At 68.7% G+C, this 16,815-nt stretch carries 18 protein-coding genes; 7 read left to right on the plus strand and 11 right to left on the minus strand.

The features are described 5' to 3' along the window. Positions 1 to 122 precede the first annotated feature (122 nt). The 4 genes from nrdE to ACFWF2_RS25970 all read right to left on the minus strand — a co-directional run bounded on the left by nrdE (position 123) and on the right by ACFWF2_RS25970 (position 3,949). Positions 123 to 2,204: a class 1b ribonucleoside-diphosphate reductase subunit alpha gene (gene nrdE, locus ACFWF2_RS25955; protein WP_379310071.1), complete on the minus strand. Its 2,082-nt coding sequence runs from the start codon at positions 2,202 to 2,204 to the stop codon at positions 123 to 125. 59 nt (positions 2,205 to 2,263) lie between these two features. Then, the gene (gene nrdI / locus ACFWF2_RS25960; RefSeq protein WP_189027151.1) at positions 2,264 to 2,734 is read right to left on the minus strand and encodes a class Ib ribonucleoside-diphosphate reductase assembly flavoprotein NrdI; all 471 of its coding nucleotides are present in this window, start codon (positions 2,732 to 2,734) and stop codon (positions 2,264 to 2,266) included. A 22-nt stretch (positions 2,735 to 2,756) separates the two neighbouring features. Next, a complete protein-coding gene (locus ACFWF2_RS25965; RefSeq protein ID WP_378849797.1) occupies positions 2,757 to 2,990 on the minus strand; it encodes a redoxin NrdH in 234 nt (77 codons plus the stop codon). A gap of 389 nt (positions 2,991 to 3,379) precedes the next feature. After that, positions 3,380 to 3,949, minus strand: coding sequence for an NADPH-dependent FMN reductase (locus ACFWF2_RS25970; protein ID WP_379310057.1), 570 nt, complete (start codon positions 3,947 to 3,949; stop codon positions 3,380 to 3,382). A 96-nt stretch (positions 3,950 to 4,045) separates the two neighbouring features. On the opposite strand from ACFWF2_RS25970, the gene ACFWF2_RS25975 reads away from it, so the two are divergent. Together ACFWF2_RS25975 and nadE are read left to right on the plus strand one after the other, a co-directional pair. Next, a complete protein-coding gene (locus ACFWF2_RS25975) occupies positions 4,046 to 4,693 on the plus strand; it encodes a TetR/AcrR family transcriptional regulator (protein WP_379310058.1) in 648 nt (215 codons plus the stop codon). A 6-nt stretch (positions 4,694 to 4,699) separates the two neighbouring features. Beyond that, entirely contained in the window at positions 4,700 to 5,524 is an 825-nt protein-coding gene (gene nadE, locus ACFWF2_RS25980; protein ID WP_379310059.1) for an ammonia-dependent NAD(+) synthetase, read from the plus strand. Positions 5,525 to 5,527: 3 nt separating this feature from the next. Here nadE and ACFWF2_RS25985 read toward each other — a convergent pair whose 3' ends face one another. The 3 genes from ACFWF2_RS25985 to moaA are packed head-to-tail and all read right to left on the minus strand — an operon-like array spanning position 5,528 to position 7,194. After that, positions 5,528 to 5,896, minus strand: coding sequence for an iron chaperone (locus ACFWF2_RS25985; protein ID WP_379310060.1), 369 nt, complete (start codon positions 5,894 to 5,896; stop codon positions 5,528 to 5,530). 4 nt (positions 5,897 to 5,900) lie between these two features. Continuing rightward, a complete protein-coding gene (locus tag ACFWF2_RS25990; RefSeq protein ID WP_189027138.1) occupies positions 5,901 to 6,143 on the minus strand; it encodes a MoaD/ThiS family protein in 243 nt (80 codons plus the stop codon). After that, positions 6,136 to 7,194 carry a GTP 3',8-cyclase MoaA gene (moaA, locus tag ACFWF2_RS25995; protein WP_379310061.1) on the minus strand — a complete coding sequence of 353 codons (1,059 nt, stop codon included), beginning with the start codon at positions 7,192 to 7,194 and terminating at the stop codon, positions 6,136 to 6,138. Before moaA ends, ACFWF2_RS25990 begins: the two co-directional genes overlap by 8 nt. Positions 7,195 to 7,336: 142 nt before the next feature. On the opposite strand from moaA, the gene glp reads away from it, so the two are divergent. From glp to ACFWF2_RS26010, 3 genes are read left to right on the plus strand one after another with little or no spacing between them, the layout of a single operon-like run. After that, complete coding sequence (gene glp, locus ACFWF2_RS26000; RefSeq protein ID WP_379310062.1) at positions 7,337 to 8,542, plus strand: gephyrin-like molybdotransferase Glp; 1,206 nt, start codon at positions 7,337 to 7,339, stop codon at positions 8,540 to 8,542. After that, entirely contained in the window at positions 8,539 to 9,642 is a 1,104-nt protein-coding gene (gene moaCB / locus ACFWF2_RS26005; protein ID WP_379310063.1) for a bifunctional molybdenum cofactor biosynthesis protein MoaC/MoaB, read from the plus strand. The genes glp and moaCB overlap by 4 nt, the downstream gene beginning before the upstream one ends. After that, the gene (locus ACFWF2_RS26010; protein ID WP_379310064.1) at positions 9,635 to 10,066 is read left to right on the plus strand and encodes a molybdenum cofactor biosynthesis protein MoaE; all 432 of its coding nucleotides are present in this window, start codon (positions 9,635 to 9,637) and stop codon (positions 10,064 to 10,066) included. The genes moaCB and ACFWF2_RS26010 overlap by 8 nt, the downstream gene beginning before the upstream one ends. Positions 10,067 to 10,069: 3 nt before the next feature. Here the strand turns inward: ACFWF2_RS26010 and ACFWF2_RS26015 are convergent, their stop codons facing one another. From ACFWF2_RS26015 to ACFWF2_RS26025, 3 genes are all read right to left on the minus strand, one after another. Beyond that, positions 10,070 to 11,089, minus strand: a complete 1,020-nt coding sequence (locus tag ACFWF2_RS26015; protein WP_379310065.1) for a CobW family GTP-binding protein — start codon at positions 11,087 to 11,089, stop codon at positions 10,070 to 10,072. An 80-nt stretch (positions 11,090 to 11,169) separates the two neighbouring features. Then, positions 11,170 to 13,398 carry an N-acetylmuramoyl-L-alanine amidase gene (locus tag ACFWF2_RS26020; protein WP_379310066.1) on the minus strand — a complete coding sequence of 743 codons (2,229 nt, stop codon included), beginning with the start codon at positions 13,396 to 13,398 and terminating at the stop codon, positions 11,170 to 11,172. Positions 13,399 to 13,574: 176 nt separating this feature from the next. Then, a complete protein-coding gene (locus ACFWF2_RS26025) occupies positions 13,575 to 14,111 on the minus strand; it encodes a sigma-70 family RNA polymerase sigma factor (RefSeq protein WP_379310067.1) in 537 nt (178 codons plus the stop codon). A 218-nt stretch (positions 14,112 to 14,329) separates the two neighbouring features. Between ACFWF2_RS26025 and ACFWF2_RS26030 the strand changes: the two genes are divergently transcribed. Together ACFWF2_RS26030 and ACFWF2_RS26035 are read left to right on the plus strand one after the other, a co-directional pair. Continuing rightward, positions 14,330 to 14,653 (plus strand): hypothetical protein, encoded by a 324-nt coding sequence (locus ACFWF2_RS26030; protein ID WP_379310068.1) that lies wholly within the window; start codon positions 14,330 to 14,332, stop codon positions 14,651 to 14,653. 83 nt (positions 14,654 to 14,736) lie between these two features. Then, a complete protein-coding gene (locus ACFWF2_RS26035) occupies positions 14,737 to 15,711 on the plus strand; it encodes a cation diffusion facilitator family transporter (RefSeq protein WP_379310069.1) in 975 nt (324 codons plus the stop codon). Between the two features lie 500 nt (positions 15,712 to 16,211). Here ACFWF2_RS26035 and ACFWF2_RS26040 read toward each other — a convergent pair. Then, positions 16,212 to 16,815, minus strand: a 604-nt coding sequence (locus tag ACFWF2_RS26040; protein ID WP_379310070.1) for a lipase family protein, incomplete at its 5' end; no start/stop codon positions are given.

A 16,815-nucleotide genomic window follows, 5' to 3' on the forward strand; every position in this document is an offset into this window, starting at 1 on the left:
CGGTCTCAGGTTTGGGATCGCTCGGTTTCGCCTGGTCCCGAGTCTCGACGCCGGCTGTCCGCCCGTAGTCGGGTTTCCCCGTTCCTTTGCGCCAAGTTGTCAGCGAGGTTTGTTAGCGAGGCTCACAACATGCAGCTGACGCAGCCCTCCACCTCGGTCCCCTCCAGAGCCATTTGCCGCAGGCGGATGTAGTAGAGGGTCTTGATGCCCTTGCGCCAGGCGTAGATCTGGGCCCTGTTGAGGTCGCGGGTGGTGGCGGTGTCCTTGAAGAACAGGGTCAGGGACAGGCCCTGGTCTACGTGCTGGGTGGCGGCGGCGTAGGTGTCGATGATCTTCTCGTAGCCGATTTCGTAGGCGTCGTCGTAGTACTCGAGGTTGTCGTTGTCGAGGTACGGGGCCGGGTAGTAGACGCGGCCGATCTTGCCTTCCTTGCGGATCTCGATCTTCGACGCCACCGGGTGGATCGAGCTGGTGGAGTGGTTGATGTAGGAGATCGAACCGGTCGGCGGGACGGCCTGCAGGTTCTGGTTGTAGATGCCGAACTCCTGCACCGAGGCCTTCAGCTCACGCCAGTCTTCCTGGGTGGGGATGTGCACGCCCGCGTCGGCGAAGAGCTGGGCGACCTTGTCGGTCTTGGGCTCCCACGCCTGATCGGTGTACTTGTCGAAGTACTCGCCGCTGGCGTACTTGGAGTCGGCGAATCCACCGAAGGCGGTGCCGCGCTCCTTGGCGATCAGGTTCGAGGCCCGGATCGCGTGGTAGACAACGGTATAGAAGTAGATGTTGGTGAAATCCACGCCTTCTTCGGAGCCGTAGTGGACCCGCTCACGCGCCAGGTACCCGTGCAGGTTCATCTGGCCGAGGCCGATGGCGTGGGACTCGTTGTTGCCCTGCTCGATCGAGGGCACCGAGTAGATGTGGGTCTGATCCGACACCGCGGTCAGCGCGCGGATCGAGGTCTCGATGGTCTGGCCGAAGTCGGGCGAGTCCATCGCCTTGGCGATATTGAGCGAGCCCAGGTTGCACGAAATGTCCTTGCCCACCTTGGAATACGACAGATCATCGTTGAATTCCGAGGGGGTGGAGACCTGCAGGATCTCCGAGCACAGGTTCGAGTGGGTGATCTTGCCCTTGATCGGGTTCGCCCGGTTCACCGTGTCCTCGAACATGATGTAGGGGTAGCCCGACTCGAACTGCAGCTCGGCGATGGTCTGGAAGAACTCGCGCGCCTTGATCTTCGACTTGCGGATGCGCTTGTCGTCGACCATCTCGTAGTACTTCTCGGTGACGTCGACATCGGCGAACGGCTTGCCGTAGATGCGCTCGACGTCGTACGGCGAGAACAGGTACATGTCCTCGTTCTTCTTCGCCAGCTCGAAGGTGATGTCTGGGATCACCACGCCCAGCGAGAGCGTCTTGATGCGGATCTTCTCGTCCGCGTTCTCGCGCTTGGTGTCGAGGAAACGGTAGATGTCGGGGTGATGCGCGTGCAGGTACACCGCGCCCGCGCCCTGCCGCGCGCCCAGCTGGTTGGCGTAGGAGAACGAGTCTTCCAGCAGCTTCATGATCGGGATGACACCCGAGCTCTGGTTCTCGATCTTCTTGATCGGCGCGCCGTGCTCACGAATGTTGCTGAGCAGCAGCGCGACTCCGCCACCGCGCTTGGACAGCTGCAGCGCGGAGTTGATGGAGCGCCCGATGGACTCCATGTTGTCCTCGATGCGCAGCAGGAAGCAGGACACGGGCTCGCCGCGCTGCTTCTTGCCGGAGTTGAGGAAGGTCGGGGTGGCGGGCTGGAAACGACCGTCGATGATCTCGTCGACCAGCTTGCTCGCCAGTACCTCGTCGCCCGCGGCCAGCGTCAGCGCGACCATGACGACGCGGTCCTCGAAACGCTCCAGGTAGCGCTTCCCGTCGAAGGTCTTCAGCGTGTACGAGGTGTAGTACTTGAACGCGCCGAGGAAGGTGGGGAACCGGAACTTCTTGGCGTAGGCCTGCTGGAACAGGGCCTTGATGTACCCGCGGCTGTACTGGTCGAGAACCTCGGTCTCGTAGTAGTTCTCCTTGACCAGGTAGTCCAGCTTCTCGTCCAGGTTGTGGAAGAAGACCGTGTTCTGGTTGACGTGCTGCAAGAAGTACTGGTGTGCGGCCTCGCGGTCCTTGTCGAACTGGATCTTGCCGTCGGGGCCGTACAGGTTCAGCATCGCGTTGAGGGCGTGGTAGTCGAGGACCTCGCCCGCGTCGGCGCGCACCGCGGCCTGCTCTAGGCGGGCAGTCTTGCCGGTCGGTGCTGTGGTTGCTGTTGCCAAAACAATCCCAATCCCTCTCGGACGCGCACGACGTCCTCAGCGGTTCCCATGAGTTCGAAGCGATACAGGTATGGCACCCCGCACTTGCGCGAGATGATGTCGCCTGCGGCGCAATAGGTATCGCCGAAGTTCGTGTTGCCGGCCGCGATCACCCCGCGCAGCAGGGCGCGGTTGTGCGGGTCGTTGAGGAACTTGGCGACCTGCCGCGGTACGAGGTCCTTGTCGGACCGTTGCCCACCCATGACGTGCCGACCACCCCCGTATGTAGGAGTGATCAGCACGTAGGGTTCGTCGACGCGCAGCGAATCAGCGGTGTGCAGTGGTAGCCGAGTAGCCGGGAGGCCCAGCTTCTCGACGAAACGATGAGTGTTCTCCGAAGCGCTGGAGAAGTAGACCAGCCCGCCCGGAGTGATCCGCTCGGGCATGACGCCTCCTTCCAGCGAAGTCCTAGGCGGCCGCGACCGCGAGCGACTTGATGCGGTCGGGACGGAAGCCCGACCAGTGATCCTCGCCCGCGACGACGACGGGCGCCTGCAGGTAGCCGAGCGCCATGACGTAGTCACGCGCGTCGGCGTTCTCGGAGATGTCGATGATCTCGTAGTCCACCCCGGCCTTGTCGAGCGCCTTGTAGGTGGCATTGCACTGGACGCAAGCGGGCTTGGTGTACACGGTGATGGTCATCTAGAGTCCCTCTCTCCTATGCCTGATCCACAGCCTGTGATCCGTATGCAGTGCACGAACGGTGATGCTGCGCAAACTCCTGGATCTGGCGAAGAAAGCCCTGCTCGTAACCCCTTCCCTTGGGCCCGATCAGTGGTGGCTTCACACCGTCTTCCAGTACTGGAGACACTACACCTAGTGGCCGACAGATTGGAACAACACAAGGTGTTGCGAGTCGCACAGATGTAATTCCGACGCGGTAAGTCCCAGGACGCGCGATCGACACGCAGGGAAAACAGTGGTCCAGATCACGATTTTGCATCCCGGCGAGTCTTCAGCAAACTTCGCAGACAGCGAAGGGGCGTCGCCTCCGCGATGGATGCGACGCCCCGTTCGAGCCGACCGACAGCTTACGCCCTGACGAGCTCGCCCTCAGCAGCGGCGACCAGCTCGTGGACGGTGGCGCCGAGCTGGGTCAGCGCCTCGGCGTCCTGGGCCGGATGGGTCTGACCGAAGCGCTCGCCGATGGTGCCGAAACGCGCGGTGGCCGCCTCGACGACGACGCCGCCCGCGACACCGACGGCCTTGACCGCGTCACCGTGGGCCCACTCGGCCGCCCGCGGGCTGATCGACGCGCTCACGACGGCGACCGGCTTGCCCTTGATCGCGCCGGCGCCGTACGGGCGCGAGGCCCAGTCGATGGCGTTCTTCAGCACGGCGGGCAGGGTGCCGTTGTATTCGGGGGTGACCAGCAGGACGCCGTCGGCCGCGGCGACCGCGTCGCGCAGCGCCTGGGCCCGCGCGGGGACCGAGCCGGGGACGTCCAGGTCCTCGTTGTAGAACGGGATCTCACCGAGACCCTCGTAGATCGCGATCTCGACGCCGTCGGGCGCGGTCTGCACAGCCGCCTCGGCGAGCCTGCGGTTGATCGAGCCCGCGCGCAGGCTTCCGACGAGAGTGAGGATGCGGGTCCCGGCCATGACGACTCCTGGTGTACTCAGTGGGATGATCGAAGTTTCATCCGACATTAACCGGACCCCAGTCCGATTACTTCCCGCGGAGGACGTGTGAGCGGCGTGAGCTACAGCACACCCAGGTCGGACGGGCCGCCGTTGCTGCCGATCGGGCAGCCGCTGCCCGGCAATGCCGAGCCGATCGAGCGCGCCGACGCCGCCCGCAACCGGGCGCTGCTGCTCGACGCGGCCCAGCAGCTGGTGCGCGAGCACGGGGTCGCCGGGCTGACGATGGATGCCGTCGCCAAGCGCGCGGGCGTCGGCAAGGGCACCGTCTTCCGCCGGTTCGGCAATCGCACCGGGCTGATGCTGGCCCTGCTCGACCACTCCGAACAGAAGTTCCAGGCCGCGTTCATGTTCGGACCAGCCCCGCTCGGCCCCGACGCGAGCCCGGTCGAGCGGCTGATCGCGTTCGGGCGGACCCGGCTGCTCGACATCGAGGTCGAGGGCGATCTGCACCGGGCGGCCGAGGAGAAGGGGCGTTTCGGCGGTGGGCCGTACGGCCTGCACAAGGCGCATGTCGTGCTGCTGTTGCGCGCGGCGGGGGTGAGCGGGGAGCTGCCGCTGATCGCCGACACGCTGCTGTCGACGCTGTCGGCGGCGCTGGTCATTCACCAGATCGCCATCCTGGGCTACACCCGTGCTCAGATCGGCGACAACTGGGAATGGCTCGTTCGCCGGGTCGTTTCGGCTGCCACACAAGTAGAGTGAGGCCGCATGGGGACACTGCGTGAACAGATCATCGCCGAGTTGGGCGTGCTGCCGGAGATCGAGCCGAAGCAGGAGGTCCGCCGTCGCGTCGATTTCCTCAAGGACTACCTGAACTCCACCCCCGCCGCGGGCTTCGCCCTCGGCATCAGCGGCGGCCAGGACAGTGCGCTCGCGGGCAGGCTGTGCCAGCTCGCCGTCGAGGAGCTGCGCGCCGACGGCATCGAGGCGAAGTTCCTCGCCGTGCGCCTGCCCTACGGCGTCCAGGCCGACGAACACGATGCCCAGACCGCCCTGAACTTCATCGACCCCGATCGGTCGGTCGTGGTGAACATCCGGCCCGGCGCCGACTCGGTGGCCGCCGAGGTCGCTGGCGCGCTCGATCACGAGCGGCTGCGCGATTTCGTGCGCGGCAATATCAAGGCCCGCGAGCGGATGGTCGCCCAGTACGCGCTGGCCGGGCAGGAGAACCTGCTGGTGGTCGGCACCGATCACGCCGCGGAGGCGGTCACCGGGTTCTTCACCAAGTTCGGTGACGGCGGCGTCGACCTGACCCCGCTCACCGGTCTCACCAAGCGTCAGGGCGCTGCCCTGCTACAGGAACTGGGCGCACCGTCGACCATCTGGTCCAAGGTCCCCACCGCCGACCTCGAGGACGACCGCCCCGCCCTGCCCGACGAGGAAGCCCTCGGCCTGCGCTACGCCGAAATCGACGACTACCTCGAAGGCAAGGACGTCACTCCCGAGGTCGCCGCCCGTGTCGAGTCGATCTTCACCAACACCCGCCACAAGCGCACCGTCCCGGTGACCCCCCTCGACACCTGGTGGCGCTGAGTATCAGCAGATGACGGCGCCGTCGCCGGAGGCGGTGGCGCGCAAGAGGTCTCGCACCAGGTCGAAGTCGATCTCGGCCGGGTTGCGGAACCGGAGGCAGCCTTTGCCCATGTCCTGGGTCGACAGGCGGTCGTCGAAGGCGGCGCGGACGTCGGAGCGCAGCAGGTAGAAGGAGATGTACTGCTTCTGGCTGGCGAAGGCGATCTCGCCGACGCCGTCGCGTTCGTAGACGGGCATGCCGTGGGCCATGACCTCGGCGAAACCGGGGAGCTCGGTCCGGCAGAGCTCGCGCAGGCGGGTCAGGGCCGCGCGGCGGTCGTCGCGGAGTTCGGCCAGGTAGGTGGCGACGTCGGGGGCTTTGCTCTGGACCACGTGGCTAGCCGCCCGCGAAGGGGGGCAGGACGTCGACGCGGTCGCGGAGCATGGCAGACGGGTCGCGGGTGAGTTCGTCGCCGATCAGGAACGCGCAGACGCCGACGAGGGAGTCGACCTCGGAGCCGTAGGTGGCGGCGAGGGTGGCGCGCAGATCGGCGACGGTCGCGCCGGGCGGGAGTTCGAGTGATTCGGTGTTCTTGCCGACGGCGTCGGCGATCGCGGCGAAGTAGCGGACCTCAACCACCGATGGCTCCCATCGTGCGTTCCGGGGGGACGAAGCCGGCGGCGTCGATGCCATGACCAGCCCATTTCTGCCACATCGCGCCGCGCCACAGCTCGGCGACCTCGTCGTCGTCGGCGCCGGCGCGCAGCGCGGTCCGCACGTCGAACTCCTGGTCGCTGAACAGGCACGAGCGCAGCATGCCGTCGGCGGTGAGCCGGGTGCGGTCGCAGCTGTCGCAGAACTTGCGGGTGACGGTGGCAATGATGCCGACCGTCGCCGGCCCTCCGTCGACCAGCCACTTCTCGGCCGGCGCCGAGGGATCGGAGCGACCGACCTCGGTGAGTGCGAACCGCTCGCCGAGCACGTCCAGGAGGTCGGCCGCGGTCACCATGTTGGTGCGCGCCCACTCGTGGTCGGCGTCGAGCGGCATCTCCTCGATGAACCGCAGCTCGCACTGTTCGGCCAGGCACCACGCGAGCAGGTTCGGCGCACCGGCCAGGTTCTGGCGCATCAGGACCGCGTTCACCTTCACCGGAGCCAGGCCGGCGTCGCGGGCGGCACGGATACCGTTGAGCACCGATTCGAGCCGGTCGCGGCGGGTCAGCCGGGTGAAATCGACCCGGTCGACGGTGTCGAGGGAGACATTGACCCTGCTCAGGCCCGCCTTCGCGAGGGCGTGCGCGCGGTGTTCGAGACCGACGCCGTTGGTCGTCATCGCCAGCGGCGTGCCCGGCACGGCCGCGTGACAGCCCGCGATGATCTCCTCGAGCTCGCGGCGCATCAGCGGCTCGCCGCCGGTGAAGCGGACCTCGCGCACGCCGAGTTCGCGCACCGCGAGCGAGACCAGCCGCACGATCTCGTCGGCGCTGAGCAGCTCCTCGCGCGGGATCGGCGGCAGCCCTTCCTCGGGCATGCAATAGGTACAGCGCAGCGAGCACTTCTCGGTGATGGAGACCCGCAGATCGCGCGCGACCCGGCCGAAGCGGTCGACGAGGAGCGGCGTCTCGGGCCGGCCGTCGAGGGAAGGCCGCTCCGATCGCACAGCGGGTATCCCCATTTCGACCAGCGTCATTCCTACAGTATGACTCGTCGAGCCCGGCGCGAACGGTGCGGAGCGCCGATCTGTCACGAAGTCGACAGCTCACCACCCCCGCTCGGACGCTGTGAGCGACGCGGGAAGAACTCGCCGGTCGGACGGCGATTAGGCTGGCAGCATGACTCCCCGGCCCGCCACCGCGTCGGCGCGCAGCGTCGACGAGTACCGCGACACCGTCGCCGCGCTGCTGGCCCACCTCGCCGACCGCGCCGATGAACAGGTGCCGGTGCCCGATGCGCTCGGCCGCGTGCTCTCGGCCGATGTGGCATCACCCATCGACCTCCCGGTGTTCCGGAACTCGGCGATGGACGGATACGCGGTGCGCGCCGCCGATGTCACCGTCACCCCGGTGACCTTGCCGGTCGCCGGTGTCGTCGCGGCGGGCAAGCCGGGAACGGCGGCGCTGCCCGCGGGTTCGGCGCTCAAGGTGATGACCGGTGCGCCGATTCCGCCCGGCGCCGACTGTGTCGTCCCGGTCGAGGACGTGCAGGCGGGCGAGGGCCGGATCGTCGTCGAGCGTGGTCGCGGTCGCGGCGAGTTCGTGCGGGAGGCCGGTACCGATGTGCGCGCCGGTGAGCTCGTCGCCAAGGCGGGCACCGTGCTCGCGCCCCGGCACATCGCCGCGCTGGCGGCCGTCGGCCTGCCGAGTGTGCCGGTACTGAGCCGACTACGGGCTGTCTGCATCACCACCGGCGACGAACTCCAGCCCGCCGGGGCCGAACTGGCGCCGGGACAGATCTACAACTCGAACGGCATCGCGCTGGCCGCTGCCTTGCGGGCCGACGGTGCCGAGGTCGTCGAGGTCGCGCACAGCACCGACGATCCGGCGGAGTTCACCGCCGTGCTGCGCGCCGCGGTCGCCGCCGCCGATCTCGTCTTCACCTCCGGTGGGGTGTCCAAGGGCGATTTCGAGGTCGTCAAGGATGTGCTGGAACCGCTCGGCGGCACGTTCGGTTCGGTCGCGGTGCAGCCGGGCGGGCCGCAGGGATACACGGTCGTCGACGGTGTGCCCGTGCTCAGCTTCCCCGGGAATCCGGTGAGCACGACGGTGTCCTACTCGGTGTTCGCCCGTGATGTGGTGCGCGCACTGGGCGGTCTGCCCGCACCCGCCACCGCCGAGGTGACCTTGCTGACGCCGGTGCGCTCCCCCGCGGGACGGCGTCAGTATCTGCGTGGCCTGGTGACCGACGACGGCGTCGAGGTCGTCTCGGGCCCCGGCTCCCATCTCATCGCCGGCATGGCATGGGCCGATGTCCTGGTGGATGTGCCCGCCGAGGTCACCTCGCTGCCCGCTGGTGCCACTGTGCGAATCTTGAAACTATGAGCGAGTTGTCCCACGTCGACCGCGAGGGTCGGGCACGCATGGTCGATGTCAGCGCCAAGGCCGATACCGCCCGGATCGCCGTTGCCGCAGGCGAATTGCAGACCACCGCCGAGGTCGTCGCGCTCGTCCGGGCCGAGGGCATGCCCAAGGCGGACGTGCTGTCGACGGCGCGGCTGGCCGGAATCGCCGGTGCCAAGAAGACTTCCGAGCTGATCCCGCTGTGCCACCAGCTGGCGCTGTCGTCGGTGAAGGTGGAGTTCGGGTTCACCGAGACGACCATCACGGTGGAGGCGACCGCGAAGACCACCGGGCCGACCGGGGTCGAGATGGAGGCGCTGACCGCCGTCGCCGTGGCGGGGCTCACGTTGCACGACATGGTGAAGGCCGTCGATCCAGCCGCCGTGATGAACGGGGTGCGGTTGCTCACCAAAGAAGGTGGGAAGCACGGGCATTGGGTGCGGCCGGAAGCCGAACCCTCCGGCGAGGCGCTGAGCCGGTTGGCCCAGGTCGACACCGGATCCGCGCCGGATGCGGCACCTGCCGACGGCATCGAGGAGCTCGCCCCGGCGACCGCCACACCGATCGGCACCGCGATGGCGACCGAACACGCGGTCTCCGTGCGCGATTCGCGTTCCGCGGTGGTCGTGGTCGCGTCCACCGGTGCGGCGGCGGGCACCCGCGTCGACACCACCGGACCGGTGCTCACCGAATGGCTGACAGCGCAAGACTTCTCGGTGCGTGGTCCGCTCGTGTACGCCGATGCCGACATCGCGACCGGCCTGGCCGACGCGCTGCTCGGCGGACCCGCGCTGGTGATCACCACCGGCGGCACCGGCGCCTCACCCACCGATGCCACCCCCGAGGCCACCCGCGCCGTCCTCGACCGCGAACTGCCCGGTGTCGCCGACGCCATCCGGCAGCGTGGCACCGCGAAGTTCCCGCTCGCCGCGCTCAGCCGGGGTGTCGCGGGACTGGCGGGCCACACCGTCGTGGTCAACCTGCCCGGATCGCCGGGCGGGGTGAAGGACGGGATCGCGGTCCTGGAACCACTGTTGGACCATCTGCTCGCGCAAGTAGCCGGAGGCGGCGACCATGAATGACCACGGCGCGGTGCGCCTGACCGCGATCAGCGATCAGGCGCTCGATCCCATCGCCGTCGAAAGTGCTGTCGACGGACCGGAATTCGGCGCTGTCGTCGTTTTCACCGGCAAGGTGCGCAATCACGACAGCGGCCAGGCCGTAACCTCGCTGGAGTACTCCGCCCACCCGCAGGCCGAGCGGTTCCTGACTGCCATCTGCGCCGAAGTCGCTGCCGCGCACGGGCTTCCGGTCGCCGCGACCCATCGCATCGGTTCGCTCACCATCGGCGATCTGGCGATCGTCGTCGCGGTCGCCGCGCCGCATCGGGCCGAGGCGTTCACCGTCTGCGCCGAACTCGTCGACCGGATCAAGCACGAGGTGCCGATCTGGAAGCGGCAGCTGTTCGCCGACGGCCTGTCCGAATGGGTCAATGCCTGCGGCTGAGCGTCACTGCGGGGTGTAGCGCCACACGCCGAGCATCGCCTGCTCGTCCATCGGTTCCTCGCCATCGAAGACGGTGGCGTACAAGCGATCCAGTGCCGCGTCGGTGTCGAGGCCGGAGCCGATCAGCACCAGATTCGACACTCGTTCCTCGCCGCGCGCCCACGGGCCCGGCGTGAACACCACGTGTCTGCCGACCAGGTGCATCTCGAATCTGCGCCGCTCCCCAGCCACCGCGAAGGCCACGCAGCCCTTGGCGCGGAACAGGCCCGGCGGCGGGTCCTCCAGGAAGGCGATCAGGGCACGGGGGTTCAGCGCGCGCTTGCTGGTGAACGACACCGACACGTATTCGTCGTGCAGGTGCCGGTGGTCGGGGTCGTCGTGATCGTGGTCGTGTTCGTCGAGCAGAGAGTCGAAACTCAACTGCTGGGCCACCTTCGGCATGTCGAGCTCGCGATCGTCGAACAGCAGTCCGGGGTCGACGCGGCCGTGGGTCGTCGCGTAGACCGGGACCTGGCCCACCCAGCCCGCGATCTGCTCGCGCAGTGCGGCCAGCGCGTCCGCCGGCACCCGGTCGGCCTTGTTCACCAGCACCAGATCCGCCAGCCGCAGATGGGTCACCAGCTCGGGGTGCTCGGCGCTGGTCTCGCCGAACAGCTCGGCGTCGACGACCTCGACCAATCCGCCGTACCCGATCCGCGGATTCGGGTTGGCCACCACCATCCGGATCAGATTCCGCGGCTCGGCCAGCCCACTGGCCTCCACCACGATCACGTCGACGGCGCTGCGCGGCTGGGCCAGGCGCGCGAACAGGTCGTCGAGCTCGGAGACGTCGACCGCGCAGCACACGCAGCCGTTGCCCACCGACACCATCGCGTCGACCTGCCCGGCCACCAGCATCGCGTCGATGTTCACCGCGCCGAAGTCGTTGACCACCACGCCGATCCGGGTACCCCGGTTGTTGCGCAACAGAGAGTTGAGCAGGGTCGTCTTCCCCGATCCGAGAAAACCCGCAACGATCACCACAGGAATCACTGTGCCGATTGTGCCCGAACGGCCGAAGCCGCCGGCCCCTGGGCGGAGTCGGCGGCTTCGGGTGCGCTCGGTTACTCGGACGGGCCGAACACGATGCCGACCAGGGTGTAGGCCAGGTTGATCAGCTGGCTGATCATGGCGGTGTCGTCCATGCCGAGGGACTGGGCCAGGGGCATCAGCAGATTCATGACGGTGAGGATCGGGCCGCCGAGTTCGCTGAGATCGAGTTCGGAATCGGAATCGGACGGGGCATTCGGAGCCACCTGGGGCTTCGGGGCCGCCTGGGGCTTCGGGGCGGGAGCTCGTTTACGCGGAGTGGCTGTCGACGGTGCCTCGGGAGCACCCGGCGCGGCGGTGCGCGCTTCGGTGCCACCGGGAACCTTCAGCTGACCGGCCGACCCGGTCCGCGGCTTCGGGGCCTGCTGCTGGGCGGGGGCCTGATCGGCCGGAGCCGGACCGCCGCCGGGAGCTGTCAGACGGCCGGTGGAACCGCTCGGCAGGCGATCGGAGGGGATCGGGTGCTGTGCGGGCGCGATCGCGGGCACCGGGGCGCCGATCGGGGCGTGGGCCGGGATGATGGCCGCCGTTTGCGCGGGTGCAGGTGTGGTGGTCGGGGTGGGCTCGGCCGCGGGCGGCTGGTCGCCGGTGGGTGGCTTCTGGTCCGGGGTCGTGGAGGGAACCTGCGGGTCGGCGGGGGCAGGGGCCGGAGCGGGGGCATCGGCGGGGGCCGGTGCGTTGGCGTCAGCCGGGGCGGGCGCGTTGGCCGGGGCGGGGGCGCCAGCCGGAGCGGGCGCGCCAGCCGGGGCAGGCGCGTCAGCCGGAGCCGGCGCGTCAGCCGGGGCAGGCACGTCAGCCGGGGCAGGCACGCCAGCCGGAGCCGGCACGCCAGCCGGAGCCGGCACGCCAGCCGGAGCCGGCACGCCAGCCGGAGCAGGCACGCCAGCCGGAGCAGGCACGCCAGCCGGAGCAGGCGCGTTGGCCGGTGCAGGCACGTCAGCTGGTGTCGGCGGGTTTGCGGGAGCCTGCGAGTCAGCCGGAGCGGCTGGAGCAGTGGTGTCGGCTGAGGCAGGTCCATGGGCCGGAGCAGGCACGTTGGCGCGGGCAGGCGCGCCAGCCAGCGGAGACATGTCGGCCGGAGCAGGTCCGCCAGCCGGATCAGGCGCGTTTCCGCCTGCCGGAGCAGGCGAGTTGCCGCCGGCCGGAGCAGGCACGTCGCCGTTGCCGTCGGTTGGCGCAGTCGAGTCGGCTGGGGCAGGCGCGGGGGTGTCGGCCGGAGCAGGCGATGTCGGCGTGGCGGCGGAACGCTGCGTCGGCGCGGGCGCGTCGGCGGCTTCACCGGATGGGGTGGGAGCGTCGCTGGACTTCGGACCCGAAGTGGAGGCCGCTCCGGGTCCCGAGGTCGATGGTGATGCCACCTCCGGCTGCTGCGCGGGCGTCGGCGAGGTGGCCGCGGGGGCCCGGGCAGGAGCGGGTGTCGAATCCGGTGCGAACGCGGGCACAGCCGCCCCGATCGCCTTGCCCAGCAGGAACCCGACCACCCCCGTCGTGATGGCGACGGCGTGCTTCAGTTGACCCTCGCGCGATTCTAGCAGCGCGGCGTCCTCGGGATTGGCGCCGTTGCCCATCTCCACGAAAACCAGCGGCACCTGCGTCAAGGCCGGACCGGCGACGTCCGCGCGGGTCTGCAGGCCGTTGCTGACACCGGCATAGGTGGCGGGCGGGAAGCCTGCGGCGAGGTAGGCGTCGCGGACCACGGCCGAGGCGGCGCGACCGGGGCCGGACTGCGCCAGGTCGGCGGCCGAGTCCGGGATGGGCAGCTGCGGCACGATCAGGTGGAAACCGCGCTGGTCGGCGGGCGCGCTGTCGGCGTGGATGCTCACCGCGACCGCGGCGCTGGACTGGTTGGCGGCGCGGGCGCGATCGTCGACGCACCCGCCCCAGCCTGCGTCGTCGGCGCGGCTGAGCACCACATCGGCGCCCAGCGCCTGCAGCGACACCTTCACCAGCTCGGCGACATTCCAGTTGATGGTGTGCTCGGGGACGCCGTTCAGCGACGTCATGCCGGTGGTCTGGCAGTCCTTGGTGCCGCCGCGGCCGTTGTCGACCTGGCGGCCCAGATTCTCCGCATGCGCGGACCCCTGATGACCGGGGTCGAGGAAGATCGTCTTACCTACGAGCTGGTCGCCGGTGGCGGGCTCGGGCGCCGCGGCGGCAGGGCCGGGCACGAGCCCGGTCAGCGAGATCACGACCGCGGCGGAGACGGTGGAGCAGAGACCGGCCTTGATGATGTTTGGTTGCATGTTCGGTCGGTGCTCCGGAACGGAGCACCCCTCCCTTCCCATTGGTAACACCAAACCCAGTGGTTCACTCTTGCAACGTGGGTAACCACAGGGCAAGCACAGTTACCGAAATGTGACAGGGAGAAAAAGCGAATCAGCGCTGGTCACGCGCCCAGATCACGACCGGAACAGGCCGATCAGGCAACCTCGGGCAATTGCCGCAGCGAGCGCAGCGCGTAGTGCACGCGGGTCTTGACGGTGCCGACCGGAACGCCGAAATCCGCGGCCACTTCCCGGTATCCGCGATCGCGCAGGATCACCTCGACCACCGCGGCCCGCTGCGGCTCGGACAGGCGCGCCAGCAGCTGGTCGACGAGCAACCCGTCGACGAGCCCGTCCGCGAAATCCGGTTTGCCGCAACACGCGACCTCGGTGATGTCGTCCCAGCCGACGTCACCGGGCCGGGCGGCGCGCGCCCGCACGATGTCGACGACGACATTGCGCTCGATCGCCAGCAGCCATGTCCGCACACTGCCTTTCCGTGCGTCGAAGTCGCGGCACGAGCGCCAGCCGCGCAGCAGGGTCTCCTGCACGGCGTGCTCGGCCAGGCCCGGGTCACCGAGACTGCGCATCGCCCGCCAGTGCAGCAGGCCACGGTCGGCGGCCAGCACCTCGGCCAGCCCGTCGGTGGTACACAGTCGCGCGCAGTGCGCACCGCAGGAGTTGTCCGTCATATGGGGTTATCGCGCTGCGCGCCACCGATGACAACGGCGTTAAGCGACTCTTCAGGATCCTGATGGTCCGCCACGCGACACTTTTGTCGCGAGCCCGGCCAGGGCCTGCTCCAGGAGGGGGGAGCAGGGCCCCCGGGCTCGCCCTTTTTCCGGCTTCCGCCGCAACCCTCGACACAACCGGTCCCCGGCGACGACAATCGCGGCGAGGAGCGAAAAACGTGGACATCCATGCATATCCGACCGACGCGCAGACGCCGGTCGACCGGGCCGAGGCCACCCGCATCGCGGCCGACCACCTGCCCCCGATTCCGGATACCGACCGCCACATCGTCGAATTCACCGGCGGTTTCGTGGTTTTCGCCGTGCGACCGGCGCACGCGCCGCCGGACCGGCCGCAGCCGGTCGGCGGTTCGGTGCACGTCATCGACAAGGCGACCGGCGCGGTGTCCTATTGGCCGACCTATCCCTGCGGGGTGATCGCCGACCGGTACGCGACCGCCAGGGTGGTCGTCGACGACGAGTGGCCGGGCGAGGAGACTTAGGCTGGAGATCAAGAACGAATTGCACACATAGCGATGTGTGCATATGATTGCGACCGATCGGACCGCAGGGAGAGGCGAACGTGATGGGCGCAGGACATGGACACGACCACGGGGTGTCGGCCGACAGCGACAAGCGCTGGCTGGCCGGCGCGCTGGCGGTGATCGTCACCTTCCTGATCGGCGAGGTGATCGTCGGCATCGTGGCCGATTCGCTGGCCCTGCTCTCCGACGCGGCGCACATGACCACCGACGCCGCCTCCATCGCACTGGCGCTGGTGGCGATCCGGCTCGCGGCGCGGCCCGCGACCGGCCGGATGACGTTCGGCTGGAAGCGGGTGGAGATCCTGTCGGCCCAGGCCAACGGGCTGACCCTGCTGCTGCTGGCACTGTGGCTCGGTTACGAGGCGATCCGCAGGCTGTTCGAGCCGCCGGAGGTGCACGGCACGCTGGTGCTTGTCACCGCGCTGATCGGCATCGCGGTCAATGTCCTGGCGACCTGGATGATCAGTCGCGCCGACCGGACCAGCCTCAATATCGAGGGCGCCTACCAGCACATCCTGAACGACCTGTTCGCCTTCATCGCGACCGCGGCGGCGGGCCTTGTCATCATCCTCACCGGCTGGGTGCAGGCCGACGTGGTCGCGACGCTGATCGTGGTCGCGCTGATGATCAAGGCGGGCATCGGGCTGATCCGCGCGTCGAGCCGCATCTTCCTCGAAGCCGCCCCGGACTACCTCGACCCCGAGCAGGTCGGTCGCGACATGGCCGCCCGCGACGGCGTGACCGAGGTGCACGACCTGCACATCTGGGAGATCACCTCCGGCGACCCCGCCCTGTCGGCGCACGTGCTCGTGCAGCCGGGGCACGACTGCCACGCGGTCCGCGAGGACATCGCGCACATGCTCGACCACGAGCACCACATCGGGCACGTCACCCTGCAGGTCGACCACGCCAGGCCGCAGGTCATCGGAATCGGCACCGCGGACGACGACAACCACTGCGCCGAGGCGCACGGCCCCAGGCACGTGTCGGCCGGGCACGCCCCGCACACGCACTGAACCCGTAGACGAGGGAAGGCCCCACACCTGGACAGGTGCGGGGCCTTCTCGTCGGTCACGCGTCAGGGCGGACCCGGTCGTTTCATCGACCTAGGGGGCTTGATCAGCCGCCGAAGGAGCCGGTCCACAGCGTGTTGACCAGGCCGTTGAGAGCGGCGCCGAGGGTGTCGAAGAGGCCGTTCAGGGCGGCGCTACCGGTGTCGATGATAACGGGGATCATAATAATTCCTCTGTTTCTCGCATAGGCCCAGCCGGAGCTGGCTTACAGAGGGCGTATCGGCACCCGAACGCCGCGAGTTACGGAATTCAGGAATTCGTGACCGCCGTAACAATCGACTTTGCAAACCTATTACTACCTGCGGTTATGCCTCAGATACCGCATGTTTCTGAGGGGAATATGAGAACTCCGTGAGAGTCATGTTGCGCCATCCGATAAGCATGAATTTCCGATGCCCCGAGAAATAGGGGCACCGAGAAAATGACGGGACATATGGTTCCACCTATTTCCCGTCGCCGCGGATCGGTCGGCCGCCCAGCATCAGGGCGACGAGACCGAGGAAGTCGAGGTGCGCGCGCACGGCCGCGGCGCTGCGGGCGACGGAGACGACCGTGGCGGTCCCCGACATCGCCGGACGACCGGCGAAGCGATCGGCGAGCCAGGTGAGCACGACCGGAACCACGAGGAACTCCAGCGGCAGATGAGAGCCGCGGCGCACCCGCAGGTACTCGACGACGGCGCCGGCGGCGCGGTAGCGCTGGACGTGGGCGTCGATGTCGGCGACCGCGATCACCTCGTCGCGCACGCCCTGCACCACCAGCATCGGCGCGGCCGGGGCGCGGGTGCCCGGTTCGATATCGGTGAGGATGCGGCGCAGCGCGGGCTCGGCCAGCAGCCCCGCCATGCCGCCGCGCAGATGCCGGGCGACGTCGCGGCGGGCGAAGCGCCACAGCAGGGCGAAGGTGGTGCGCTGTTCGGCCTCGCCGAGCAGGCCGCGATAGCGGGCATCGAGGTGGTCGTGCAGAACCGGGTCCAGTTCCGGGTAGGCACGGCGCAGTCCGGCGACGAAGGCCGCGGGGAACCCGGCGAACCAGCCGCCGTTGAGG

The sequence above is a fragment of the Nocardia sp. NPDC060259 genome, from assembly GCF_042728775.1.
Classification (GTDB): domain Bacteria; phylum Actinomycetota; class Actinomycetes; order Mycobacteriales; family Mycobacteriaceae; genus Nocardia.